This window comes from Lysinibacillus sphaericus, from assembly GCF_006864135.1.
Taxonomy (GTDB): domain Bacteria; phylum Bacillota; class Bacilli; order Bacillales_A; family Planococcaceae; genus Lysinibacillus.
Window position 1 is genome coordinate 27,122 of sequence record NZ_SADV01000015.1, and the last position, 26,312, is coordinate 53,433.

19 protein-coding genes and 1 pseudogene are annotated in these 26,312 nt (G+C 33.4%); 8 read left to right on the forward strand and 12 right to left on the reverse strand.

Annotated elements, in window-relative coordinates; genetic code table 11:
- The first annotated feature begins 59 nt into the window (after positions 1–59).
- The 3 genes from C7Y47_RS16365 to C7Y47_RS16375 all read left to right on the forward strand — a co-directional run bounded on the left by C7Y47_RS16365 (position 60) and on the right by C7Y47_RS16375 (position 3,137).
- The gene (locus C7Y47_RS16365) at positions 60–866 is read left to right on the forward strand and encodes an enoyl-CoA hydratase/isomerase family protein (protein WP_142509749.1); all 807 of its coding nucleotides are present in this window, start codon (positions 60–62) and stop codon (positions 864–866) included.
- Between the two features lie 20 nt (positions 867–886).
- Positions 887–2,029 (forward strand): CaiB/BaiF CoA transferase family protein, encoded by a 1,143-nt coding sequence (locus C7Y47_RS16370; protein WP_142509750.1) that lies wholly within the window; start codon positions 887–889, stop codon positions 2,027–2,029.
- 340 nt (positions 2,030–2,369) lie between these two features.
- Positions 2,370–3,137 carry an IclR family transcriptional regulator gene (locus C7Y47_RS16375; protein ID WP_142509751.1) on the forward strand — a complete coding sequence of 256 codons (768 nt, stop codon included), beginning with the start codon at positions 2,370–2,372 and terminating at the stop codon, positions 3,135–3,137.
- Between the two features lie 362 nt (positions 3,138–3,499).
- Here the strand turns inward: C7Y47_RS16375 and C7Y47_RS16380 are convergent, their stop codons facing one another.
- Genes C7Y47_RS16380 through C7Y47_RS16395 form a run of 4 tightly spaced genes read right to left on the reverse strand, consistent with a single transcriptional unit; the run spans position 3,500 to position 7,011 of the window.
- On the reverse strand, positions 3,500–4,063 hold the full coding sequence (locus tag C7Y47_RS16380) for a 5' nucleotidase, NT5C type (RefSeq protein ID WP_142509752.1): 564 nt from the start codon (positions 4,061–4,063) through the stop codon (positions 3,500–3,502).
- A gap of 16 nt (positions 4,064–4,079) precedes the next feature.
- Positions 4,080–5,165: an FAD-dependent monooxygenase gene (locus C7Y47_RS16385; protein WP_142509753.1), complete on the reverse strand. Its 1,086-nt coding sequence runs from the start codon at positions 5,163–5,165 to the stop codon at positions 4,080–4,082.
- Positions 5,162–6,271, reverse strand: coding sequence for a bifunctional diaminohydroxyphosphoribosylaminopyrimidine deaminase/5-amino-6-(5-phosphoribosylamino)uracil reductase RibD (gene ribD, locus C7Y47_RS16390; RefSeq protein WP_142509754.1), 1,110 nt, complete (start codon positions 6,269–6,271; stop codon positions 5,162–5,164). The genes C7Y47_RS16385 and ribD overlap by 4 nt, the downstream gene beginning before the upstream one ends.
- Complete coding sequence (locus tag C7Y47_RS16395; protein WP_142509755.1) at positions 6,268–7,011, reverse strand: GTP cyclohydrolase II; 744 nt, start codon at positions 7,009–7,011, stop codon at positions 6,268–6,270. The genes ribD and C7Y47_RS16395 overlap by 4 nt, the downstream gene beginning before the upstream one ends.
- Before the next feature lie 259 nt (positions 7,012–7,270).
- On the opposite strand from C7Y47_RS16395, the gene C7Y47_RS16400 reads away from it, so the two are divergent.
- The 5 genes from C7Y47_RS16400 to C7Y47_RS16420 all read left to right on the forward strand — a co-directional run bounded on the left by C7Y47_RS16400 (position 7,271) and on the right by C7Y47_RS16420 (position 12,220).
- Entirely contained in the window at positions 7,271–7,906 is a 636-nt protein-coding gene (locus tag C7Y47_RS16400) for a TrkA C-terminal domain-containing protein (protein WP_142509756.1), read from the forward strand.
- Positions 7,907–8,188: 282 nt separating this feature from the next.
- Positions 8,189–9,388 (forward strand): quaternary amine ABC transporter ATP-binding protein, encoded by a 1,200-nt coding sequence (locus tag C7Y47_RS16405; RefSeq protein WP_142509757.1) that lies wholly within the window; start codon positions 8,189–8,191, stop codon positions 9,386–9,388.
- Positions 9,381–10,235, forward strand: coding sequence for an ABC transporter permease (locus tag C7Y47_RS16410; RefSeq protein WP_142509758.1), 855 nt, complete (start codon positions 9,381–9,383; stop codon positions 10,233–10,235). Before C7Y47_RS16405 ends, C7Y47_RS16410 begins: the two co-directional genes overlap by 8 nt.
- 106 nt (positions 10,236–10,341) lie before the next feature.
- Positions 10,342–11,214, forward strand: a complete 873-nt coding sequence (locus C7Y47_RS16415; protein ID WP_142509759.1) for a glycine betaine ABC transporter substrate-binding protein — start codon at positions 10,342–10,344, stop codon at positions 11,212–11,214.
- Between the two features lie 298 nt (positions 11,215–11,512).
- A complete protein-coding gene (locus C7Y47_RS16420) occupies positions 11,513–12,220 on the forward strand; it encodes a 4'-phosphopantetheinyl transferase family protein (protein WP_142509760.1) in 708 nt (235 codons plus the stop codon).
- A 391-nt stretch (positions 12,221–12,611) separates the two neighbouring features.
- On the opposite strand, the pseudogene C7Y47_RS26300 reads toward C7Y47_RS16420, so the two are convergent.
- From C7Y47_RS26300 to C7Y47_RS16455, 8 genes and pseudogenes are all read right to left on the reverse strand, one after another.
- Positions 12,612–12,784, reverse strand: a pseudogene (locus tag C7Y47_RS26300) (thiamine pyrophosphate-dependent enzyme); the annotation flags it as partial.
- A gap of 172 nt (positions 12,785–12,956) precedes the next feature.
- Positions 12,957–14,009, reverse strand: a complete 1,053-nt coding sequence (locus tag C7Y47_RS16425) for an HAD-IIIC family phosphatase (protein WP_185903512.1) — start codon at positions 14,007–14,009, stop codon at positions 12,957–12,959.
- A gap of 27 nt (positions 14,010–14,036) precedes the next feature.
- Positions 14,037–15,188: an acyl-CoA dehydrogenase family protein gene (locus tag C7Y47_RS16430; protein WP_255505225.1), complete on the reverse strand. Its 1,152-nt coding sequence runs from the start codon at positions 15,186–15,188 to the stop codon at positions 14,037–14,039.
- Positions 15,185–15,454: an acyl carrier protein gene (locus tag C7Y47_RS16435; RefSeq protein WP_142509761.1), complete on the reverse strand. Its 270-nt coding sequence runs from the start codon at positions 15,452–15,454 to the stop codon at positions 15,185–15,187. Before C7Y47_RS16435 ends, C7Y47_RS16430 begins: the two co-directional genes overlap by 4 nt.
- Before the next feature lie 26 nt (positions 15,455–15,480).
- Positions 15,481–16,326, reverse strand: a complete 846-nt coding sequence (locus C7Y47_RS16440; protein ID WP_142509762.1) for a 3-hydroxyacyl-CoA dehydrogenase family protein — start codon at positions 16,324–16,326, stop codon at positions 15,481–15,483.
- A 121-nt stretch (positions 16,327–16,447) separates the two neighbouring features.
- Positions 16,448–17,380 (reverse strand): acyltransferase domain-containing protein, encoded by a 933-nt coding sequence (locus tag C7Y47_RS16445; RefSeq protein ID WP_185903513.1) that lies wholly within the window; start codon positions 17,378–17,380, stop codon positions 16,448–16,450.
- 116 nt (positions 17,381–17,496) lie between these two features.
- Positions 17,497–18,189 (reverse strand): thioesterase II family protein, encoded by a 693-nt coding sequence (locus C7Y47_RS16450; RefSeq protein ID WP_142509764.1) that lies wholly within the window; start codon positions 18,187–18,189, stop codon positions 17,497–17,499.
- 59 nt (positions 18,190–18,248) lie between these two features.
- Complete coding sequence (locus tag C7Y47_RS16455; protein WP_142509765.1) at positions 18,249–26,198, reverse strand: non-ribosomal peptide synthetase; 7,950 nt, start codon at positions 26,196–26,198, stop codon at positions 18,249–18,251.
- Positions 26,199–26,312 lie beyond the last annotated feature (114 nt).

Consider the following 26,312-nt stretch of genomic DNA (forward strand, 5'->3'; position numbering starts at 1 on the left):
GCCAATGACCAACATTAATTTGTGACAAACCACTAATGACATGATAAGGAGTGTTATCAATGACTGATTTACTTTTTGAAGTGCAAGACTATGTTGCTACAATTACATTAAATAGACCTGAGGCGTACAATGCTTTTAGTGAAGAGATGATTGCTAAATGGATTGAAGCCCTTGAAACTGTTCGTGATTCAGAGGATATTCGTGTTGTCATCGTAAAGGGTAATGGAAAATCATTCTGCGCTGGTGGGGATATTAAGGCGATGCAAGCTGGGGAAGGATTTTTCCAAAGCGAGGACGATATCTCTTCTACAGGCTTAGCACGAAAAAATTCTCTGTGGAAAAAGATTCAGCGTATTCCCCTTCTCCTTGAAGAAATTGATAAGCCCGTTATTGCACAGGTACATGGATTTGCAATGGGGGCAGGACTTGATATGGCCTTAATGTGCGATATACGGATTGCCGCAAAATCTACAAAGATTTCAGAAAGCTACATTAACGTTGCGATCGTGCCAGGCGACGGTGGCGCTTATTACTTACCAAAATTAATCGGCATCGATCAAGCCTTGGACATGTTCTGGACAGCTCGTGTATTAACTGCCGACGAAGCAAAAGACAAAGGTGTTGTGACATTTGTTGTAGAAGACCATGAGCTTGACGAATACACATTGAATTATGCAAAGGAATTAGCTAGTCGTCCAACTACGACATTGCAATTCATAAAGCGTGCTGTATATCAAAGTCAACGGATGGATTTACGTAGTGCCCTTGATTATATTTCATCACAAATGGCTATCGTTACAGAGCTAGATGATTTTAAAGAGGGTGTGAACGCAGTTGTAGAAAAACGTAAGCCTATTTATAAATGACGTGTTTAGGAGGACGAACAATGCAACCTCTTGAAAATATTCGAGTATTAGATTTATCTCGCGTTTATGCTGCTCCTGCTGGCTCCATGTTGTTGGCAGATTTAGGGGCAGAAGTAATTCGTATAGAACATCCAAATGGTTCTGATAGCATGCGTGATTGGGGGCCATTTGTGAATGGTCAAAGTACGTATTATTTATGTGCCAATCGCAATAAAAAATCGATCACATTAGATTTAAAGACAATGGAGGACAGAGAAAAATTTAAAGAACTTGTCAAAGATGCTGATGTCGTCCTCGAAAATTTTAAAACGGGTGACATGGAGCGAATGGGGCTCAGCTATGAAGAATTGAGCAAAGTGAATCCTAGAATCATCTATTGTGCAGTTACAGGATTCGGTCAAACTGGTCCTCTTGCACACGAACCAGGCTTCGATCCAGTAATTCAAGCGATGAGTGGTTTAATGCATGTCACAGGCTCACCTGATGGAGAAGCGACAAAAGTTGGTGTTCCTATTGCAGATATTTTAACCTCTAACTATGTCGTCATTAGTATTTTAGCCGCTTTACGAATGCGTGATCAAACAAATAGAGGGCAATTTATTGACTTAGCTTTATTAGACGTTCAGATGAGTAGCTTAGCGAATGTAGCGAGTGCTTATTTAAATACAGGTTTTATTTCAGAACGTCTCGGTAATCGTCATAATAATGTTGCGCCCTATCAAGTATTTAACTGTGCGGATGGTCCCCTAATGATTTGCGTTGGGACAGATGGACAATTTAAAAAGTTTTGCACGATGTTGCAACGTGAGGAATGGGTCAATGATCCGCGCTTTTTAACGAATACGATGCGCAAGCAACATGAAGCGGAGCTTGTTCGGATGATTACTGACATTACTATGACAAAAACACGGGATGAATGGATTACCTTGTTACAGCAATACAAAATTCCAGGTGGACGTGTGAACACAATTGCTGAGGCACTAGAACAACCGCAATTTATGGCACGAGACATGATTGGTGAAATAGAGCACGAACAATATGGTACAATCAGATTCATCAAAAGCCCGTTAAAGTTCTCTGATTTAGATATTCAATATAAATTAGCACCACCGATACTTGGTGAACACACAGACCAATTCCAAAAGTCCTCTCTACAAAAATAAAACTGCGCTATAATAGAAGTACTTTTATGGTTCATCACTGAAAGTTCGGAATGACATTTTATAAAAAAGTATGTCATGTGGATAGGTTGATTGGAGTGGAGACTGGGCGACTCCTTGGGGATCAGCGTCACAGATGAAACCCTGCAGCGAAGCGAAGCGGCTCATCGGACGCCCCCAGGAAAGCGCCCAGTCGAAACGGAAATCAACCCCACGTTATGGTGATGGGCCAGTTTTATCTTCATTAATAAATGTTTTTATGCGCAAAAGCATAGCTGCATGTATATCTGAAGATAAATCCTCCGGCGGATGTCGAAGAAAATTTTATTACGTAGGTGACGGAATGAATCAGAAGATTTTCGAAAAAAACTATACAATGTCATCGCTGCACAAAGCTATTAAAGTGTTAAAAGCTTTCTCAAAAGATGAACCAAGCCTTTCCCTAACTGAGCTAAGTAAAAAAACAGGGATCAGCATTTCGAGTTTACAGCGCTTCGTTTCTACCTTTGTGTACGAAGGCTTTCTTCACAAAGATGAACGTACAAAGCGCTATCAATTAGGTCATTCACTTCTGTATTTAGGCAATTTAGTAAAAGAAGAATCAAGTCTTATTATTGTCGCAGAACCTATTTTAAAAAAGCTAAACGAAGAAATCGGCGAAAGTGTTTCCATGAATATTATTGATGGATTGGAAAGACGATGTATATTAAACTTTGATTCAACATATCCGCTTTCAACGAAAATGTTTGTAGGTGACACCTCTCCCCTTTATGCCGGTGCTTCATCTAAAATATTGCTCGCATTTATGCCGAATGTTGAAGAATATGTAGAGAATATAAGTCTTGAACCTATCACTGATCAGACAATACTTTCAAGAGAGCAGCTGTTAAAGGAATTAAAACATATCCGTTTACAACAGTTTGCGACTAGTAAAAGCGAACGTGTACGTGGCGCATGTTCTATATCTGCACCGATATTAAATGCATCTCAACAAATCATCGCTTCAGTAACACTGGTCATACCAGAGGTACGCTACAGTGACTACGATGAAAATTTATTAATTGACACTATTCAAAGCGTTGCATTAGAAATCGAAAAGCAATTGTATTAATCGAAACAAAGAATAAAGTGATAGTATTATGCATTTGAGCGACTCAAAAAGGAGAGCAGCGTTTATTAACGCACTCTCCTTTTTAACATTTAATCGACTTAGCACCAAAGTCAGCGATACTATTTTTTCAAGTAAATATTAGTTGATTGGAGTGGAGACTGGGCGTCTCCTTGGGGATCAGCGTCACAGATGAGACCCTGCAGCGAAGCGAAGCGGCTCATCGGCTCATCGGACGCCCCCAGGAAGCTCTGCTCTGCGCGAAAGCGAAGCGTCAGCGGCAATGTTTTATCTGTGCGAAAGCGAAGCGGCAGCAACAAAGCGCCCCGTCGGAACGGAAATCAACTACACGTTATGGTGATAAGTTAATTATTTACTAATTCCAAGAAATCATCCCAATAATTTAAGCGTGGCAGTTCAACATGCTTGTTATAGGATTGATTTTTTAAAATTACTTTTGTCTTCACATCTTGCAGTGTTTCTAATACAGCTGGTTTATCATCTACATAAACATCTAAAGCTAGCTCTTTGATGATCGCTACTTTCTCTGTATCTTGCATTCCGCAGAAAAAATGACCTTCTGTAATTGGAAATCCTTGTGCTTTCATCCATGCTTGTGTTTGCTCACAATATTGCTTAGGACGTGAAGTAATATAATAAATGTCATGTCCCTGCTGTGCCAAAGCTTGAAGCGTCTCTAGTGCTCCCTCAAAAGCAGGACAATCCGTAAAATAAATTTCCTCTAATGAACTATTCCACATCGCTGCTCCTTCAGCATCTGTTAATGCAAAAGGTTCGTGAATTTCAACTCTTTGCAAAGCTTGAAATACTTCTAGCGAAACATTTTTATCAAGTTTTTTATTATAGAGCGCAAAGGCATGTGCTCGTAAATCTATGAGTGTGTCATCTATATCAAAGCCAAATTTCATGTTGTTTTTCTTCCCTTCAAGAAGCCTTGGTGATAAAGTTAGTCGCGAATGTTTGCTCTTTTTCAATTTGCATCGCTAATACTTCTTCAATGGCTCGCTCGCGCATTTGTTGAAAATCGTGTACGTTAAAATGAACAAGTGTATCTTTATTTAATAATGACGCAAGACAATCTGCATCCTTGAGTGCACTATTGAGCCCGAATGCTCCAGTTGGTGTCATCGTGTGAACAGCATCCCCTAATAGTACAAGCCCCTCTGTCCCCCAGCAGTCACAATGACTACTGAATACATCAAGCAAGACAAAATCTTGCCAAGATCTGATATGTTCGTTTGCAGTATCAGACAGTTCTGGGAATTGTTCTAAAAGCCGTTGGATAAATGGTGTAAATGCTTTTTTTCTGAGCTGAGGAAAACTCCCTTGTTCAATATTCCAGCCGATTTGAATGAACCCACCTACCTGCGTAAATAAGGATAGCTGTTTTCCACCTATTAATGCCATTTTAATCGATGGTTCCCATCCCTGAGGGGCAGGAATTTTTGCCCACAATAAATCAAAGCCATGTTTATGCTTTTGAATCTCAATGTGCGCTTGCTTTCGAATAGTAGAGTAACGCCCGTCAGCACCGATAATTAACTGACTACTAATTTCAATCTTTTCCCCATTTCTTGATGCAACGACACCCGTATATCTGCCCAAAGAATCAACTAAGAGCTTCATTACCTTCGTATTCAAGAAACAAGAAAAGTGAGGAAAATGCTGTGTTTCTTGTAAAATTCCCTTTAATAGATTTGCTTGCGGCACATGAATTCCTAAATGTCCAACAGCTTCAACAGGGAAAATAGTTTTTATTGCTCTACCGTCTGCGTAATATTCAAGTTTTCCCATACGTAATAAACCGAGCGCTTCGACTGCTTCAAATAGCTGATGACTTTTTAAAACAGCTTCACCCTCCTCATTTAAATGCTCACCGCGAAATGCCTGCCCAAGTGCTGCGTTTTGTTCCAGTAGAATTACGGAAAGACCTTTTTTCGCTAGTAAGTGCGAAAGAAGTGCTCCACCTGGCCCAGCCCCTACGATACAAACATCTGCTTGATAATTCACTTTCCTTCACCTATCTTTGGATAAGCAATAATACGTAAATCTTGCCCAACCTGCTCAAACGAAGCAAACTCTACATCCCATGCTTCATCCATAGTAGATGGATTTGGACCAGCAATCGGTGTTAATGATAAGCGACCACCGAGAATTTTTGGCGCTATATAAATCACATATTTGTTAATAGCACCTTGCTGTAAAAAGGAAGAGTTGATCGTACTTCCACCCTCTACTAAAATATCCGAAATGCCATATTGATATAGTTTTTCAAGCATATCGTCAACAACAAGGCCCTCAGAGTCATGTCGAACTGGCAATACAGTCACGCCTTTTTCCTCAAATGCTGTTATTTTTTCTTGGCCGGCATTCTCACTACATACAATAATTGTTTTCGCTTCTTCTACATTCAGAACATTGGCATGAGCTGGTGTACGAAGGGAGCTATCCATAATAATGCGTACTGGATTTTTTCCGTAAGCTTCTTTTAATCTTGTTGTTAAGGATGGATTGTCAGCTAAAACAGTACCAACACCAACTAAAATACCATCCACCTCATGTCGAATACGGTGAACATCCTCACGCGCTGCCTCACCAGTTACCCACTTGGAATGTCCTGTATGAGCAGCTATTTTCCCATCTAAAGTCATCGCATATTTTGAAATAATAAATGGTCGTTTTGTTAGCATATTGTGAATAAAACGTTCATTTAAACGGCGAGCTTGAGCTTCTAAAACACCCACCTCTACCTCAATACCCGCATCTCGTAACAGCTGTATACCACGTCCAGCAACAGCAGGATTTGGATCTTGCATGGCTACTACTACTCGACTAACTGCTGATTCCTTCACTAAATTTGCACAAGGAGGTGTTTTTCCGTAATGCGAACATGGCTCAAGAGTTACATAAAGTGTCGCACCTTTAGCATGTTCTCCAGCCATACGAAATGCATGTACCTCTGCATGTGGTTCCCCTGCTTTTCTGTGTAAACCTGTTCCAACAATTACACCGTCTTTGACGATTACAGCCCCTACTAGTGGATTAGGATTTGTATTTCCTTTTGCACTAGCGGCTAAGTCAAGTGCTAACTGCATATATTTTTCATCTGTTGTCATCTTCGTTCCTCCACCTCTTCGCGCAAATGGCCAGATTTCTCTACTTTCGTGTCTAAATAAAAACGATTTGTCTCCGTTAATCCTCCCCATAATGGGACATGTCCTTCTGCTGCTAAACCATGTGCCTGTAATGCGGCAAGCTTCTTCGGATTATTGGTAATGAGTGTAACTGGTTTTGAACGAAGTGCTCCTAACACAGTAATGGCATCTTCGTAAGAACGAGTATCATCTGGGAAGCCGAGAGCATGGTTTGCTTCAACCGTATCTAACCCCTCTTCTTGTAATAAATAAGCAAGCGATTTCGAGAACAATCCGATGCCGCGGCCTTCATGATCAGCTAAGTAGAAAATGGCCCCACAGCCATGCTCCACAATCATTTTCATCGATTCATGTAATTGATAACCACAGTCACAGCGTTCGCTTCCAAAAATATCACCTGTATGACAAATGCTATGCATGCGAATTAAAGCATCCTCAGCATGTGTAAAATCTCCATAAACAAGCACTGATGACTGTTGTAAAAAAGCTAAATTTGCAGATGCTAACCCATCAATAATTTCCTCTTTTGACTGATTGGCTCCTACTTTTAACCAGTTATACCATTGAAATGTCGCCGAAAATTCACCCTGTTTTACCGGTAATTTCACTGGACCAACTAGGCAAATACTTTCAGTTTCTGATTGCTTCACGATCGTCATTTTGTCTTTCACTATATCTAAAACTTTAGTAGTAATTGTCATATTTTCTCCAACCTTCTAATGTTAACAGCTAGCAAAACAAACTAACTGAGCACTTGTATTTTTACATAACTTACATAACGTAACTTAGTTTATAATAATAACTAACAACTGTCAAACTCCAGCTCCTACTCTATTAAGAAACAAAAACTGCTATATTACGTTTTTATCATATACTACTAGCTTATGGAGATGCTATTTTTTCTGTGCAGGCTAGTCTATAATAAGCTGAGGGAACTGTAATGACGAAAGGAAGTTTAGAATGCAATTAGAAAAAAATGTGCAAGTGAAACAGCCAAAATATCAACAAATAGCTGTCGACCTAGCCTCAAAAATCGTGGAAAGAAAGTATCGAATTGGCGATAAAATTTACGCAAGATCATCCCTAGCTAGTCAATACAATGTCTCTGCGGAAACTGCAAGAAGAGCAATTGCTGTTTTGCAAGACTTGGAAATTGTGGAGGCCACCAAAGGTAGTGGAGTTATCATCATCTCATATGAAAAGGCTGCACATTTTGTCCGCCAATTCCATGATGTTCAATCAGTCCATGAGCTACAACATGAGCTTATGTCTAGCATTCAGAAGCAGCACCAAGAATTAATAAATCTACAGGAAAAGACCAAACAACTGATTAGTCGAACTGAACATTTCCGATCCGTCAATCCGTTTATTCCTTATCAATTAGAGATGACAGCTGAAAGCCCTTGTATCCACCAAACAGTACAGGAATTGAATTTTTGGCAAAATACATCTAGCACGATTGTCGGAATTCGTCGTAAAAATGAATTATTACTATCACCTGGTCCATATGTCTCCTTGGAGGAAGAAGACATTATTTACTTTATCGGGAATGATGAAAGTTTCGCTCGAGTTCAGAGCTTTTTATATCCAAATTAAAATCCGCTTAAACGCTGATATAGCAGCGTTTAAGCGGATTTTTTCTATTTTGTCGATTTGACAGAAGTAACAACTTTTTGTTAGGGTTAAGTTGTTACTTGTTTATATTTGGGTATCATTATCCTCAAATAGTATTTATCTTTATTTAGTGAGTGTCCAAACACCTACTAAAATAGAGGGACTCAGCCTAAAAATGCCTCGTCTAGTGGCAATTTATATGTGCGTAGTGAAGTAACACCCATTACGCCAAGGCGAAATTGATCTACGAAAGGAGTGGTTCTAGTGGAAAAAATAAAAGTGGAACATGTTTCTAAAGTTTTCGGGAAACATATTCCCCAAGCCTTAGAACTCGTCAAGCAACAAAAAAGCAAGACTGATATCTTAAAAGAAACAGGTGCAACAGTCGGTGTATACGATGCAAGTTTTACCGTAAATGAAGGTGAAATCTTCGTTATCATGGGATTATCAGGAAGTGGTAAGTCGACACTGATTCGACTTTTAAACCGTCTCATAGAACCTACAAGTGGAAATATTTACATCGATGGAGAAAATATTTCTAAAATGGGCAAAGAGAGTTTACGTAATGTAAGAAGAAACAAAATGAGTATGGTCTTTCAAAACTTCGGTTTATTCCCCCATCGTACACTTCTTCAAAACACAGAATACGGCCTTGAAATCAGAGGCATCTCAAAGGAAGAACGGCAAGCAAAAGCAGAGCAAGCTCTCGACAATGCAGGCTTACTTGCTTATAAGGACCAATATCCTAGTCAATTATCAGGCGGTATGCAACAGCGTGTTGGATTAGCACGGGCACTTGCAAATGACCCTGAAATATTACTAATGGATGAGGCTTTTTCTGCACTCGATCCATTAATTCGAAAAGAAATGCAAGATGAGCTACTCGATTTACAAAGCACATTGAAAAAAACAATTTTATTTATCACCCACGATTTGAATGAAGCATTACGTATTGGTGATCGTATCGCCATTATGAAAGATGGCTCAATCATCCAAATTGGTACTGGAGAAGAAATTTTAACAAATCCTGCAAATGATTATGTTAAAACATTCGTAGAAGACGTCGATCGTTCTAAAGTATTAACTGCTGAAAATGCCATGGTTCGACCTGTATCTGTCAATGTAGATGTAGATGGACCGACCGTAGCACTTAAAAGAATGCGTGAGGAAACGGTTAGTTTATTAATGGCCGTTGACAAGAATCGACATTTAAAAGGCTATATTACTGCTGACGACGCACGGGCTGCAGCTAAAAGACAAGAACAAACGGTACATTCAATTGTTCAATCTGATATGTTAACCGTTCCACCAGATATGCTTTTACAAGATATATTAGGTTTGATTCATAATAGTCCTACTCCTATTGCGGTTGTAAAAGATGAGCGCTTGCTTGGTGTTCTTATCCGGGGCGTTGTCATCGAAGCACTTTCAACTAGCGATGAGGAGGCGAATGCACATGAATAATTTATTAGACAATATTCCCGCAATACCAGTTGGACCATGGGTAGAATCAGTTATGGACTGGTTGACGAGTAATTTTTCAGTGTTTTTTAACTTGATTCAAAAAAATGGAAAACTACTCATGAATCAGGTCACTGATTTATTAGTGAGCATTCCTCCGATTATTCTTATTTTACTTGTTGTCATTTTTGCTTTTTTCGTTACCGGTAAAAAATTCGGGCTCGCAACGTTTTCATTAATTGGTTTGTTATTTATTTATAATCAAGGCTTATGGACGCATCTTATGGAAACAACCACACTCGTGCTCTTTTCAAGTATCATCTCAATCATATTAGGTATTCCTCTTGGCATTCTAATGTCGAAGTCAACTGTAGCAGAAAATGTGATTAAGCCGATACTCGATTTCATGCAAACAATGCCTGGCTTCGTATACTTGATTCCTGCCGTTGCCTTCTTTGGTATTGGGATAGTCCCTGGTGTATTTGCATCCGTTATTTTCGCCTTACCACCAACTGTACGTATGACGAACCTAGGAATTCGCCAAGTACCAAAAGAATTAGTAGAAGCTGCGGATTCATATGGAAGTACCTCAAAACAAAAACTATTTAAAGTAGAAATTCCTCTTGCCAAATCAACTATAATGGCAGGGATTAACCAAACAGTTATGCTATCACTGTCAATGGTTGTAACTGCCTCAATGATTGGTGCACCTGGTCTAGGACGTGAAGTATTAACTGCACTACAACGTACACAGGTTGGTAATGGCTTTGTTGCAGGTTTAGGTCTTGTAATTTTCGCGATTGTTATAGACCGCCTAACGCAAAGTTTTAATAAGAAGAAAGTCGTATAGAAAAAGAGGCAATTTATTGACGAAAATCTTAGTTCTTTACTTTCACCGCTGAGATTTACGATTTGTAGTTTGCTACAAAACTATTAATATTTGAAAGGAAGATTCGATGAAACTGAAAACATTAACTAAATTAGGAATGGCTTTAGGGCTTGGCTTTTTGCTAGCCGCATGTAATGGTGATGATTCAAGTAAGAGTAGTGGTAACTCAAAGGACGTCAATCTAGCCTACGTTGAATGGGATACAGAAATTGCTTCAACTAATGTAGTTGGTCAGGTACTAGAGGATTTAGGCTACAATGTATCATTAACACCACTTGATAATGCAATTATGTGGGAGGCTGTTTCAAAAGGTGAAGCAGATGGCATGGTCGCTGCATGGTTACCAAATACTCATGCCCCACAGTACGAAAAATATAAGAACGACCTTGATGAACTAGGTGAAAACCTTACTGGTGCCAAAATAGGTCTAGTAGTACCAAGCTATATGGACGTTAACTCGATTGAGGATTTAAAAAACCAAGCAGATAAAACAATTACGGGTATTGAACCTGGTGCTGGGATTACAGCTTCTACTGAAAAGGCCTTAGATGAATATGATAACCTAGCAGGTTGGCAGCTATTAACTTCTTCATCTGGAGCTATGACCACTTCTCTTGCTAAAGCAATTAAAAATAAAGAAGACATTATCGTGACAGGCTGGTCTCCTCACTGGAAATTCGCTAAATATGATCTTAAATATTTAGATGATCCAAAAGGCGTTTATGGTGGCGAAGAAACGATTAACACATTCGCTCGTAAAGGTTTAAAAGAAGATCAACCAGATGTCTATTCTGTACTAGATAACTTCCACTGGACATCAGAAGACTTAGAGAGCGTAATGCTAGAAATTATGGATGGCAAAGACCCAAAACAAGCTGCTAAAGATTGGGTGGAAGCTAACGCAGACAAAGTTGCTGAATGGACGAAGGATATTAAATAATTATTAAAAATGCGTGTCTAAATAGCAGTTTTGAACTGCTTTTAGACACCTTTTTAATTTTCTACTATATGGACACCTCGTATATAGATAAAATACATATTGTGTTAAAATAAATTTATGGTTTACAAAAGGGAATTATTAGTATTTTGTGTATAATAAAGCTAAATGTAGAACCAATAGGGAAAATGATTGGTTTTATAGTTTAAAAAATGTATTGTCGAATTAGTTAATCCAAAAAGAAATTTACTTTGGAATTTTTTTCTCATATTATATAAATTATAAAGGATTTGAATATAAGATGATCGAATTATTTGCTATGAATATCAATAATTCCATTTGTTTTTCAACGTACAAACAACTAATGCAATTATTACCACAAAAAAAACAAGACAAATTAAAAAAATTTACTAGAATAGAAGATTTGATAAGAGGTCTTTTTGCGGAAATTTTAATACGAAATATTATTATACAACAAAAACTTAAAAATAATTTTCAATTTGAGTTTGCAACGAACCCTTATGGAAAACCATATTTATCTGATGTAGAAAGCTTTTATTTTAATTTAAGCCATTCAGAAGATTGGGTAGTATGTGCATTAGATAGTAACCACATTGGCATTGATATAGAAAAAGAAAAGTCTATTGATATTACGCTAGCAAAGCAGTTCTTTACAGAAAAAGAATGTGATTACATTTTTTCATTAGAAAATTATCAATTGAATAGATTTTTTGAAATATGGACTTTAAAAGAAAGCTATATTAAAGCAATCGGATTTGGTCTATCCCTTCCTCTAAACTCTTTCTCCATTATAAAAGATGGCATTGATCAAACTTTTAAAATTGAGTCACAATTCAAGGACATAAAATTTTATTTAAAAAATTATTTAATAGATACAAATTATCAGATCGCAGTTTGCGCACGTAATTATGATTTTCCTTCTGCTATAAAATATGTTGATCCTGAAGATTTAGTGATAGCAGCTTTAAATAATAGCTCACTTAAATAGAAATAAAGTCTTTATACTGTCCTCATAAATTATTCTTTTAAGTTATTATTCGGATTGTAAACACTTAAACCTGAAAGATTTTTTTCTTTAGTAGAACGCTATAATTTAATTTCAGCTTAAAAATTAGCACTAACGAGTATGATGTTGCATTTGAAGATCAAACTTATAGCTTTCCTGAATTAAAAAATTTCTTTACTTTTTATGTAATAAAAAAAGGCGCCCTTTCAGAGTTATCTTAAAAGTTGGCGCCAATGTTAAGATTCGTTCTATCAATTCTGTTTTAAACCAAAGAGCTTTTAAAAACAATTTTTAAAATCGAAATTTATTAACTTGCAATAAATAAACTTGGATTTGTTCTTCATCAAGCTTCGCATTATAAAGATTAGCCAAATGCTCCATGGTTGCGATATGATGGAACTAACCAATCATTTTCATTTAATGCTAATGCGCTTCCGACTTGTGATGCCTCTTCCCTTCGAATGGTACAAACGTTCCTATCTTGCCCTGCCGCTGTAAACTTACTGCTTTTCTATCAAACGCTCTAACCCTTAATAAATGATTATAAAATTTTTCTACCTATTCTTTTGTAATAAGAGATTCATAATATTTAAAAGTTTTCCTTCTTCACATACCAATCTTCTTATCGGAAAATATTATTCCAAACAATCCACCCTCTATTATTTATTCACTTCAAATCAAAAAAGTTTAACTTTTACAATTTCAGCGTTTTAATCTTTTATATTAATAGAAAAGAGTTCAATTTTATATAGTTTGGTAAAGGCTGAAGGTTCATTAAATCGTTTTCGAACAATACTAAATTTTCATTTTCTTCAATCTCTTCGAATCCTGAAAATCTATAAGTCATATACATCATTCGATTTTTAGTAGTTGGAACGAATTCTGCACGTAGACGTACATTTGCATTCTTAGCTAGATGTATAACATAATTGAGCATAATTGTACCAATTCCCCTGGACATAACTCTGCACGACATAAGTAATAGCTTTATTGTCCATACATTTTTGTCACATTCAATTAGTACAACTCCTATTTTTCCATATGGCCCATATTTATCATTTAAATCAGCTATTAATAATTTATGCCTATCCGATTTACTAAAATTATCGAGTTCTTCATAGGAATAAGTATACCCCGTTGCATTTAATTGATGGGTTCTTACCGTTAACTCCTCTGCTCGCTGCAAATCACCATCACTAACTGGAGATATGGTAAGTACCATATTAAGGGTTTTTAAAAATTCCTCCGTTGTACCTTCATAGCTTTCTTCTTCTTTATTGCGTTCTATATCACTTAAATACATTTTTCTTCTCATTTTCGAATCTTCTGTTATAAAATTCGGATTCATTTCAGGTAGACTAAGTAAGCCACTTAAATCATTTGCATCTATACACATAATTTCCGGGACTGAAAAACTGACTTCCTCTCTTTCGAAAGGCTGATCATCTATAAATGCCAAAGTATCAAGTCCAATATTAATAGACTTTGCTATCTTTTTAATAGATGATCCCTTTGAATTCCAGTTAATTTGAGGATAAATAAAATACTTCTCAATACCAAATTCTTTAAGTTTTTCAATTGCTAAATGATGTTCATTTTTACTTGCAATAGATTGTAATATGCCACGATTATCTAATTCTTCTAAAATTTCTTTTATATCTTCATGTAATTTAACACTCTTATCTTCAAGTAAAACACCTTGCCATAATGTATGATCCAGATCCCAAACAACACACTTTACCTTTCTCTCTTGTGAACTAATCTCTAACATGATACACCTCCGACAAGAATCACTCTTCTAGTTGTTTCCAATAATATTTTTAGCAATTAATATTTCATGCATCTGTGTAGTTCCTTCAATGATTTCATTAATCTTTGCATCTCTATAATATCTTTCTACTGAATATTCTTGGCTTAATCCATTAGCACCATGAATCTGCACAGCATCTCCTGCAACTTTATTTAGCATTGTAGAAGCAAAGTACTTTGCATTCCATGTCTCCATAATAGTTTCGGGGTCTCCGGTATCCTTTAGATAGCCAGCATTTAAACACATTAATCGCGCAGCCTTTACATTAACAACCATTTCTGTTATCATTTTTTGAATTAATTGATTTTGACTTAATGTACATCCAAATTGTTTTCTTTTCTTTGCATAACGTACGCTTTCTTCAATACACGCCTGTCCAATGCCAACACACCCCCATGCAATAGTATATCTACCGTAGTCTAAACAAGAGAATGCGACATGGGATAATCCAGTGCCAGGTCTACCAATCATATTTGTCTCAGGAATATGGCAATCATCCATGCATAGTTCTGCTACCATTGATGCCCTCACACCCATCATTCCATGAATTTCTTTAGCCGAAAAACCTGGGCTATTTTTTTCTACTAAAAATGCAGTTGGTTTACCATCTAATTTTGCAAAAATAATGAAAATATCAGCTATTTGGCCCATAGTAATCCATTTTTTGCTACCGTTTAAAATATAGTTGCCATTTATAAGTGCAGCAGATGTTTCTATACTTTTAGCATCACTACCTATTTGGGGTTCAGTTAAACCAAAAGCTCCTATGATTTCACCCTTCGCCATTTTTGGAAGCCAATATTCCTTTTGCTCATCTGTCCCCCACTTTTCAATCGCAAGTGCTACCATACCATGTACTGTCAACAATGCTCTAGTTGATGAACATCCTCTTCCCACTTCTTCATTAAGTAATCCCAAAGTAATCATGTCGTAGCCTAATCCATCATACTTCTTAGAAATAGTCGCTCCTAAGTACCCACTTTGGGAAACCTTCTCTATAAGTTCGGTAGGTAAATATTCATTTCGGTCATATTCACCAGCGTAAGGAATTATCTCAGATTGAACAAATGCTCTAAAACTTTCTTGATATTTTAATTGTTCTGATGTAAATTCTATATTCATATTTTCACCATCATTCATTTAGTATTTACTTCATTTTCGATAGTTGTTTCATGTTGCTTTTTACTAATAAAAGAGACAATTGAATCAATCGTTCTGAAATTATTAAGATCTAAATCTTTATTCTTAACTTTTATATTAAATTCTTTTTCAATAAACATTACTAACTGCATTGCGAAGAGTGAATTGACAAATCCTGTTGAAAATATATCTTCATTATCCATTATTTCATGGTTTTTAAAAAACTTAGAAAGATAAGTTTTTATTTTCATTTTAGTTTCAGACATTTTATCATACTCCTTTGGGCATTTTTTTAATAAGTATAGAATCCTTGACCAACTTTTTTGCCGAGCAATCCTGCATCAACCATCTTACGTAGTAAGGGACAGCACCGATACTTTGAATCTTGAAAGCTTTCATATAAAACATCTAGTGAATTTACAACAGTATCGAGTCCAATTAAGTCAGCTGTTTCCAGTGGTCCCATCTTATGTCCATAACATTTTTTAAATATGTTATCTACATCGTTAGGTGCAGCTACTTGATCCTGTACAACAAAGGCAGCCTCATTCATAAAAAGATGAGAGATTCTGTTTGATACAAAACCAGGTGAATCATTAACAATAATGCACTCTTTCCCAATATGTTTAAGAAGCTCTTTTGTTAGCAAAATAGTTTCCTCAGATGTATGATATCCTTTAATTACCTCAATAGTAGTCATAAGCGGTACAGGATTCATAAAATGTGTTCCAATAAACTTCTCTGGCCTCTTGGTTAATGCTGCTATTTTAGTAATAGGAATACAAGAAGTATTAACTAAAAATACGCAATTTTCTGTACAAATTTCATCTACTTTTTCATAAACTGATTTTTTAACCTCCCATTTCTCAGGGACGTTTTCAACAACAAAGTCTACTTGTTCTAATAGTTGGTAATCTGTTGAAAAATTGACTCTTGATAAAATTATTTCGGAGTCTTCGTCTATCTTGTTTTTGTTAAATAAAGCGTGAAAACGAATATTTTGTCGTATTTCTTCTTTTGCATGCTCTAATTTTTCCTCAGAAATGTCTAATAATATGACATTTACCCCCTCTTGAGCAAAATTCTGAGCTACTCCTCTTCCCATTACTCCTGCTCCAATGACGGCTACTTTTCTCATACTAAATTACTCCTTCTGATTTTATTTACATAATTTTAATAATTATATAAAAATTTAATTCATCTCATTATTGGGCATTCATTCAATAAACACGTTTATTTTTTTTTAAAATATATCCATTTTAATGTTTGCTGTTCAACCTTACTATTTTCTTATATGATAAGAACTTATAATCTGTATTTATCACTCTAGATATTTTTGTAAGGGAGTCATCTAGGCTAACTTCAATAAAAGTAGTTATACCAAAAACAATCATTTTTTCTATTGAACATTTCCAATTCATTGAACTTGGCATATTTTTCACTAGTTCTTTCTTTAAGTCAGAAGCACTTTGAAGAGCATTTTGGGTAAATACTGAAATTATCGGTATTCTACTATCATCAACCTTTATTCTTTCAACAAGATCTATAAATTTATCAATCCCTTTTTCAGCAAACGGAGTATGGAATGCATAGGGGACATTTATTTTTACAACCTTTATAGCGCCCTCCTCTTCCGCTCCACCTAAAATTTTAATTATATCACTTTTATTTCCAGATATAACAATGCAGTACTTACTATTTTCACTAGCAATCTTGACAGTATCGGAAAAATTGTTTTTTTCTATTAAGCTTACAACTTGTTGGTAATTCAAACCTATTATAGTTGCCATAGACTCCTCATGCCTTGAAATATCTTTCGGATATTCATATATAGTTAGGAGCATGTGCAATCCTGTTTCAAAAGAAATAGATTTTCCACATGACATTGCAGTAATCAAGCCCATACTATAACCTAAAAATACTTTAGGCTTTACACCTATGGAAATATATGTATCGAACACTATATTATCGCAGGTGTAGATAGCTATCCAATCATTGAAAAAGTCATCGTATTTCGTTTTTTTGGAATAAAATAGATAGTCCCACAAATCTAAATCTAATTCCTTTTCCACAATGGAGCAATATTTACGCAATAATTCTAATTGCTCTTCATCGAGTAAATGTAATAAGCTTTGATATTCTGATCCAACTCCCTGAAAAAGAAACGCATTTCCACCATCAAAATAATCCACTGTTTCCCTCCTATGATATAATTTAATGCACCATTATTCTGATATTAAAGTATTCATAGTATTGATATAAGTGCAATCAATACTATGAATACTTATTCTCCAAATACTTAAGAGATTTATAAGTTTTCTTCTATTATTCGAGCTATCTTTTTCACATTTACATTATTGTTAATAAAAAAATGGTTGCCGTTTAAATCGTATAATTCACAATCTCCATCGCATAAATATTTCCAGCTTTTTTTTTGATAGAAATCTATATTATCTTCTGTCCCATTTAAAACAGATATATTACACTGAATCTTTTCTTCCCTTTCTTTGTAAACATAATTTTCTACTATCCTTATATCATTTTTTAGAATAGGTAAAATAAACTCTAGTAATTCTTTCGATTCTAGTACCTCATCAGCAATTCCACCTAATGCTACGATACTATCCATAAACTCTTTATCAGGCATTTTATGACTAATAATAATATTACCTTTTACATTGGGCGAAAATCTGCCTGAAAAAAATAAATGCTTTGGCTTTCTATTGCTAGTATTAATGATTTTATAATATAGCTCATACGTCAAAAGTGCTCCCATACTATGCCCATAAATTGCAAACTCTTCTTGTTGGATTTTATCTTGTATTTGGCAGTAAATATCTTCCACCGCTTCATTTATATTTTGATAAAAACCTTCACAGAATCTTTTTCCTCTTCCTTTTAATGCAATAGCATGTATTTCTATACGTTGATTTATAAATTTATTCCAATTACGGTATATCAGCTCTGAACCACCGGCATATGGCAAACAAAATAACAACATCACGAGTTCCCCTTTTATGTTTATCCTATTTTAGTCTTTTTAATGATCTGTTGATCGAATCACCTTAAAAGTGCTATAAGTTCATTAAATATTTTAAAAGGTTCACTTATAACATTACTTTTATCAGCTGCATCTTGGTTTACATGAATGACAAAACTATATCCATTATATTTATAAAGAATATTCTGAAACCCTAGTCCATGCCCCTCATGCCCTAACATATCGTTCACATTAAAAATACCTAATCCCATATTCACTTTGTAGTCAGTTGGATAATTCATTGAAATATCTATATAGTCATTGAATATTTCTTTGTTTTTTAGTAATAATCCATCTACAAATGCATCAAGCCATGTAAGTAGATCCTTAGCATTAGATATCATACCTCCAGATGCCCAACTTGCACTTAAAGCATTATTTGTCACATCTTTTTTCTCAGGGTTAGTATAGCAATGACTAAAATTATCTAAATTAGGTAACTTATCTATTAACCTCGTTTGTTCAAGCCCCAACTTATTGCAAATTCTATTTTGTATATTCTCTTCTAAACTTACATGTGTAATTTTTTCGATAATTAATCCTAATAATATATATCCGGTACTAGAGTATATCCAAATGTTATTATTAAATGTCTGATCATATGGTAAAGATAAACCATAGTATAATAATTCTTCCTTAGTCCATTCTTTATTACTTTCTAAACCTTTAATAAAACTAGGATGTTTTACAAAGTCATGTATTCCACTAGTGTGATTTAATAAGCTTTTTATTGTTATATTATTAAAATACTCTGCTTTATATTGTTCTACTAATTCTGGTAAAAAACGTATAACGGAATCCTCTAAATTTAATAACCCTTCCTCCATCAATTGTAATATTATAGTTGCCACAAATGTCTTAGTAATGCTTCCTATTTTAAAATTAGTAGTAGACTTCAGATTTATATTATTCTCAATGTCCGCAAACCCTTTCGAAATAACCGTATTTTGTCCATCAGGAGCTTTTATTCCCAATATCAATCCTGGAGCCTTGTATTTATTTAAAAACAACGATAAATTGTTTTCTAAACTAGCTATATTTAATTGCTTTTTATTTAAAGAAATAAATCCTAATAAAACTTCTTTATATTTTTTTGCTAAATTAGCTATAGTATTAGATTTATATGCTTTTGTATTGAACGTTAATAATATTTTTAATTTCCCATTGCTTATGTTCCCGTTAAACTCCAATTCAAAATGTCTTTCACTATTGATACTAATATTACTTCCATATTCCTCTTCAATTATCTCAAATATACTATTTTTATTTTCTATATCTGTTTCTCCATGATAATTAAAACAAATTTGAGGAGTCATGAACCAATCCATATCTTTTTTATTTTCTTCTTCAGTTAAATATTTCAGGATGTGATAGCCTATACCATTTCTAGGGATAGCGTTTCTTATTAAGATTGTTCTATCTAAATAATCTATCAAATTATTAGTTTCTGGAGCTTCTAAAATAATAGGGTAGATAGATGTAAACCATCCTATCGTACTTTGAATACTTACATCATTAAATAAATCTTCTCGTCCATGCCCTTCAAACATAATTGCATTTTCTCTATTTCCAGTCCAATTCTGTAAAACAAACGATAACGAAGACAGCAAAATATTAACAACACTTGTTTTGTATAATTCGGAACATTTTTCCAACAAAGCCCTGGTTTCTTCTAGACTAAGAGATATTTCATAAGTATCGCTATCTCTCATAGTATTAGTATCGTGACTAAAATCAAAAGGAATGTTATTTATTTTTTTTTGGATATTTCTCCAATAGGACTTTTCTTTTAATAACGCTTCACTATTACTAAAGTGATAAAGTTTTTTAGACCACTCTTTGATTGAATTAGATTTGTTCGTTAATTTAATATCTTTCTTACGTAAAAACTGATTATATAAACATTGGATATCATTTATTAAAATACCCCATGATACAGTATCGACTGCCAAATGATGAATTAAGATGTATATATAATCAAAACTGTTTGTTTTAACTACAACCGTACTCATCAGTGGACCTAATTTTAGATCTACAGTTTTTTGTAATTCCTTTACTTTTTCCAAAATAATTGATTTGTCCTGTTCTAGATCATCCAGGTAAATGACTTCATAATTAAAAGGATAATTTGCCCCTACTATCTCCCCAGCTACTTCATTATTAACTGTTGTAAAGCGCATTCTTAATGAATCATGAAGCTTTTGTACTTCTTTTAATACGTCCCTTAACACATCCACATTAAGTCTTTCATTACATTTTAAAAAAGTTGCTTGATGAAAATACTCTGGATCAATTTTATGTGATTCAAAAAACCATTTTTGAATAGGAGTTAATTTAAACTCACCTACAGTAGGTTCTATTAATAATGAACTACTTTCAAGTGAATTAATAACTTCTACGATTTTTTTAATAGTTCTGTATTTAAAAATATCACTTAGCTTTATTGTTAAATTCTTTTCATTTAACTTATATATAAATTTAATTGCTTTAATGGAATCTCCACCCAAGTGGAAAAAATCATCGTTTATCCCCACTTTTTTATGAACAAAAATTTCTCCCCAAATTTCCACAAGTAAACTTTCGTATTCATTTGAGGGCTTTTCATAATTATTCTCTTTTAAATATCTATCGCCATTTAGTTCCTTTAAAATTCTTCTATCAGGTTTATCACTTTGATTTTTAGGTATAGAATCTAATTGCATAAAATAAGTTGGAACCATGTATTCGGGTAACTCATTCAATAAAAAAGTTCTTATTTCTGAAGGCGTCATTTTTTTATCAGCTACTACATAACATGCTAGATTGTTTTCATAATGTTGATCCTTTATTGTTACAACTACCGCTTCATTTATATGTTTATTTAGAAGTAATCTTCTCTCGATTTCTTCTAATTCTATTCTATATCCCCTTATTTTTACCTGATAATCCTCTCTGCCTACATACTCAATATTTCCGTCTGGTAACCAACGAGCTATGTCACCTGTTCTATAAATTTTTTCGCTTTCAATATAAGGATTTGGAATAAATTTTTGTTCCGTTAATTCTAGATTATTTAAGTATCCTCGCGCTATACCAATTCCACCAATACAAAGTTCACCATGAACTCCTATAGGCTGTATTTTTTGATTTTTATCTAAAATATAAATATTTGTGTTATATATCGGTTTTCCAATTGGTACTGTTTTATTATCTTCGTTTATTTTATTAGCTGTCCAAGCGGCTGCACATACAGTAGTTTCAGTTGGTCCATAGGCATTTACATATTGAACTTTACCATTCCATTTTTTAACTAATTCACTATTTGATTCGGAACCTGCTGTTATTAATAATCTTAAATAGTTATTTTTTTGAGGACTTAAATTTGAAGCATAGACAGGAGGCAATGTAGCTACCGTTATTCTATTGATATTTAAAAACGCTTCAAAGTCGTTTATATCCTTAATTACATATTTAGGAACAATAAAAAGTGTTGCCCCGGTTAACAATGCCATGCTCATTTCCCAAACCGCTGCATCAAATGTACAATTTGCAAATTGCATGATGTTATCCTTTTCACAAATGTTATACTCATTTTCAAAATAGGATTTTAAATTAGCTAAACCTTTATGTTCAACCATTACTCCCTTAGGTCTACCAGTGGATCCGGATGTGTAAATAATATAAGCTAAATCATTTTTCTCATTTACATTTTCCAAATTTTCAATATCTTTTTTATACACTTTATTATCTTCAATATGGATCGTTTCCTTTTCTTTCAACAAACCTGTATTGATATTCTCCTGGGTTAAGAGAATTGCTACTCTACTATCTTCTAGAATATATTGGATTCTCTCTTCAGGATATTCTGGATCAATAGGTAAATATGCACCACCAGCTTTTAATATTGCTAATATACCTACTACCATCTCTATAGATTGATTGACGAAGATACCAACTACAGTATCGCGTTTTACGCCCTTGTCCCTCAATATTCTCGCGAGTTGGTTAGACTTCTCATTAAGTTGACTATATGTCGCCTTATTATTTTCGTATATAACTGCAATTTGATCGGGTGCCTTTTTAACTTGTTCTTCAAACAATTGATGCATTGTTTTATTCTTGTCAATTATCATAGATTTATTATTAAATTGATTTATTTTATCTTTTTCCTTTTGGGAAAGTATATTAATATCTTTCAATTTTCGATCTATATTTTCAATAATTGAATATAAAAGATTACTAAAGCAGTCAATCATCAATTCTATTGTTTCTCTTTTATAAATTTTTGTACAAAATTCAAAACAACAATTCATTGCATTTTTTTCTTCTGTTATATTTAAAGTCAAATCAAATTTTGATGTTTTATTTATATAATTGTATTTTTTTATTTTCAATGCATCCATTTCAAAATTAGCTTCATCTAAATTTTGATAAACAAACATTGTATCGAATAAAGCATTCCTACTTGTATCTCGATTAATTTCTAGCTTTCCTATTAACTCATCAAATTGATAATCTTGATAATCAAATGCCTTTAAAACCGTTTCTTTAGTTTCTTTTAAAAATTTTTTAAATGTCTTATTTGACTCAGGATAATTCCTTATTGCAACAGTATTTACAAACATACCTAACAGATTTTGTAAATCATTGTGATTCCTACCGGACATTGGTGTCCCTATAATTAAATCTTCTTGATTTGTATATTTTGATAAAAGAGTTGAATATGCAGCAAGTAAAACCATATACAACGTGCTATCATTTTCCTTTGCAATCTTTTTTAGTTTATTTGTTATAATAGAATCTATTTCAAGTGTGAGAGAATCCCCTTCAAAGTTAAATTTACTAGGTCTTTTATAATCAGAAGGTAAATTTAATATTGGTAATTCGCCTTTAAATACATCTAGCCAATATTTTTCTTGTTCTTTTATCTCCTTTGTATGGAAAAATCCCTTTTGCCAAGCAGAATAATCCTTATATTGTATATCATTCACCATTAAATCTTTTTCATTAACATAACTGGCTAATTGCTCTAGTAAAATATTTATGGACGTACCATCTGCAATAATATGATGAATATCAAAGATTAGTATATGCCGTTTATTATCTATACGAATGACGCCTACTCTTAATAAAGGAGCCTTCTGCAATAAAAACGGTTTTGAAAATTCTCTAATCTTTTTATCAATATCCATTTCATTTGTCACTTGCATTCTTTCTATTTTAAAATCAATTTCTTCAAAATCATGAATTTTCTGTACTATTACTCCGTCAACTACATCAAAGCTAGTTCTTAGTATCTCATTATTTTTAATTAATTTTTTTAAACCATCTGTTATTTTCGATACATTCAACTTACCTATTACTTCCATTGCTTCCGTAATATTATAAACATTACTAGCTGTTTCGAGTTCTTGAATAAGGTATATTCTTTTTTGAGCTGATGATGCCTCATAGTATTCTTTTTCTTGTATCTTTTTAATTTTTCTATACTCTTTTTTACGAACTGAAGATATATAGGAAGCGATATTTTTTATATTTTCTAGGCTAAAAAAATCTTTTATTGGAATGTCTATATTTAGTTCTTTATGAATTCTTCCAACTACCTTTACAGCATTTAAAGAATGCCCACCTATGTCAAAAAAACTATCGTTAATACTTATCGTATAATTTATCTTTAAGATGTCTTTCCATATTTGAATTAGTTTTTCCTCAATATCATTTTTGGGAAATTCATATATGCCTAATTCGCTTTCATCTTCTAATTTATCGAGCTTTAATTTATCAACCTTACCATTAATTGTAAGTGGTATTTTCTCTAATTTAATGAAGTTTGCTGGCATCATATAACTTGGCAATGATTCTTTTAATTTCTCTCGTATTAAATCTTTACTATAATTACAGTTAGCTACATAATATGCGTATATATATTTATTATCTTCAATCTCTTTTACCAATACGACCGCTTCATTTATATCATTTATTTTTAATAATGCGTTTTCTATCTCGCCAAGTTCTATTCTATATCCCCTTATTTTAACTTGATTATCTATTCTCTCAATAAATTCAATATTCCCATCCGGAAGCCACCTTACCAAATCACCAGTTTTATACATTTTTCCATCTGTTTCAAATGGATTTTTCACAAATTTCTTTTCAGTTAAATCGTTTCTATTTATATAACCTGATGCTAATCCTTCTCCCGATATACATAGTTCACCTGGTACTCCTATCGGCTGTAATTTGTTATTATTATCGATAACATATAATTTTGTGTTTGAAATTGGTTTACCAATCGGAACAAATATATCTTCCTCTCCTATATCATTGATTGGATAATAAGTTGCGAAAATAGTACTTTCCGTTGGGCCATATAAATTTATTATTCTATTAGGACCCAAAAATCCAAATGCTTTCTTAGCTTGTTTTAAAGATAATTTTTCCCCACCTATTAGTATTTTTTTTACATTTTGCAGGGATTTCAAATTTAAATCTACTAAAGAATGGAATAACGCAGTTGTAATAAACAATATACTTATTTTTTCTCTTTCTATTAACGATCCTAATTCTTTCAAATCGAGGGTATGATATTTTTCTGGAATTACAATTCTTGCTCCATTTAATAAAGCACCGAATATTTCGAAAATAGATCCATCAAATACATAACTTGATAACTGTAAGAAGGTATCATTTTTATTGATATTAATATAATTTGTATTGCCCCCTAGGCGACTGATAACACAGGATTGATTTATTAATGTTCCTTTTGGCCTACCTGTTGAACCAGATGTATAAATGATATACGCTAGTTCATTCCCTTCAAATGGAATATTAAGGTTATCAACATTTAATTTTTCTTTCTCTTTTAGATCAAGATTTATTATTTTACACCCTTGGTTAACTATATCCATCGAATTTCCCTGTTTTAATAATATTTTACAATTTGAATCTTCTAGCATATATTTAACTCTTTCTTCTGGGTATTCATAATCAATAGGTAAATATGCTGCACCAGCTTTTAATATTGCTATAATTCCTATAATCATTTCTGGCGATTTCTCAGCAATTAATCCAACTACATCCCCTTTTTCCACGTTATTTTCCTTTAGTTTATTTGCGAGGTTATTGGATTTTTCATTAAGCTCTTTATATGAAAATTTTTTATTTTTAAAAACAATCGCAATATGATCTGGGTTATTTTCTACTTGCTTTTCAAAAATTTCACTTAATGATAGATTTTTAGGAAAAGGCATACTTGTATTATTAATGTCTTTCAATATATTTTTTTCCTTGTCACTTATAATATCGATATGATCTATTCTAATTGTTAAGTTATTTACTACCTTCTGTAATATATTTATTAATATATTTTTAAGAATAAAAATCTGATTCTCTTCGACATAATCAAAGCTATTAAATATTAAGGAAATTGAATCTCCTTCCACTCTAATATTTAAAGTAAGATCATTATTTGGTAGCTTTAAAACATTTTTTATTTGAAGATCACTATGTAATCCTTCCATTACACAAAATACATTTATTTTCTCGTAAATAAAGTTTCTTTTATATAATTGTTCTAAAGGATAAAATTCATATAAAAATGAATTAAAAAGAACATTTTTTTCATTTAAAAGAACTTCTTTAAAATTCACTTCTTTCGTTAATAGTTGTTTTGATAAAAGGTACTCATTATTTGGTTGTCTTGTATTATCTTTACTATATGGTGGAATTCCAATCGCAAAATGGGAGTTTGAACACATTCTAGATAAAGCCATTTTGAATACTGTTAATATTAATGTATATATCATTATATTTTTGTCTTTTGTTATTTGTTTAACTTTTTTAGTTATTTCTTTATCAATATCAACTTTTAAGAAATAAGATTCATTGCCCTTTTGATTTTTCTGAAATACTAAACGATCAAATTCCGTTGCCACCATTTCATTCCAAAAACTTTTAGATTTATTTATCACATCATACTTTACTTCTTTCATTCTAGCTCACTCCTCTTTAAAATTGTTCTGAGTTTGTGAAACCTATTAATAGAAATAGTCTTTATAGGGGGAAATCTCCCCCTATAAAGGGATAAATTTTCTTTGGAAGTATCT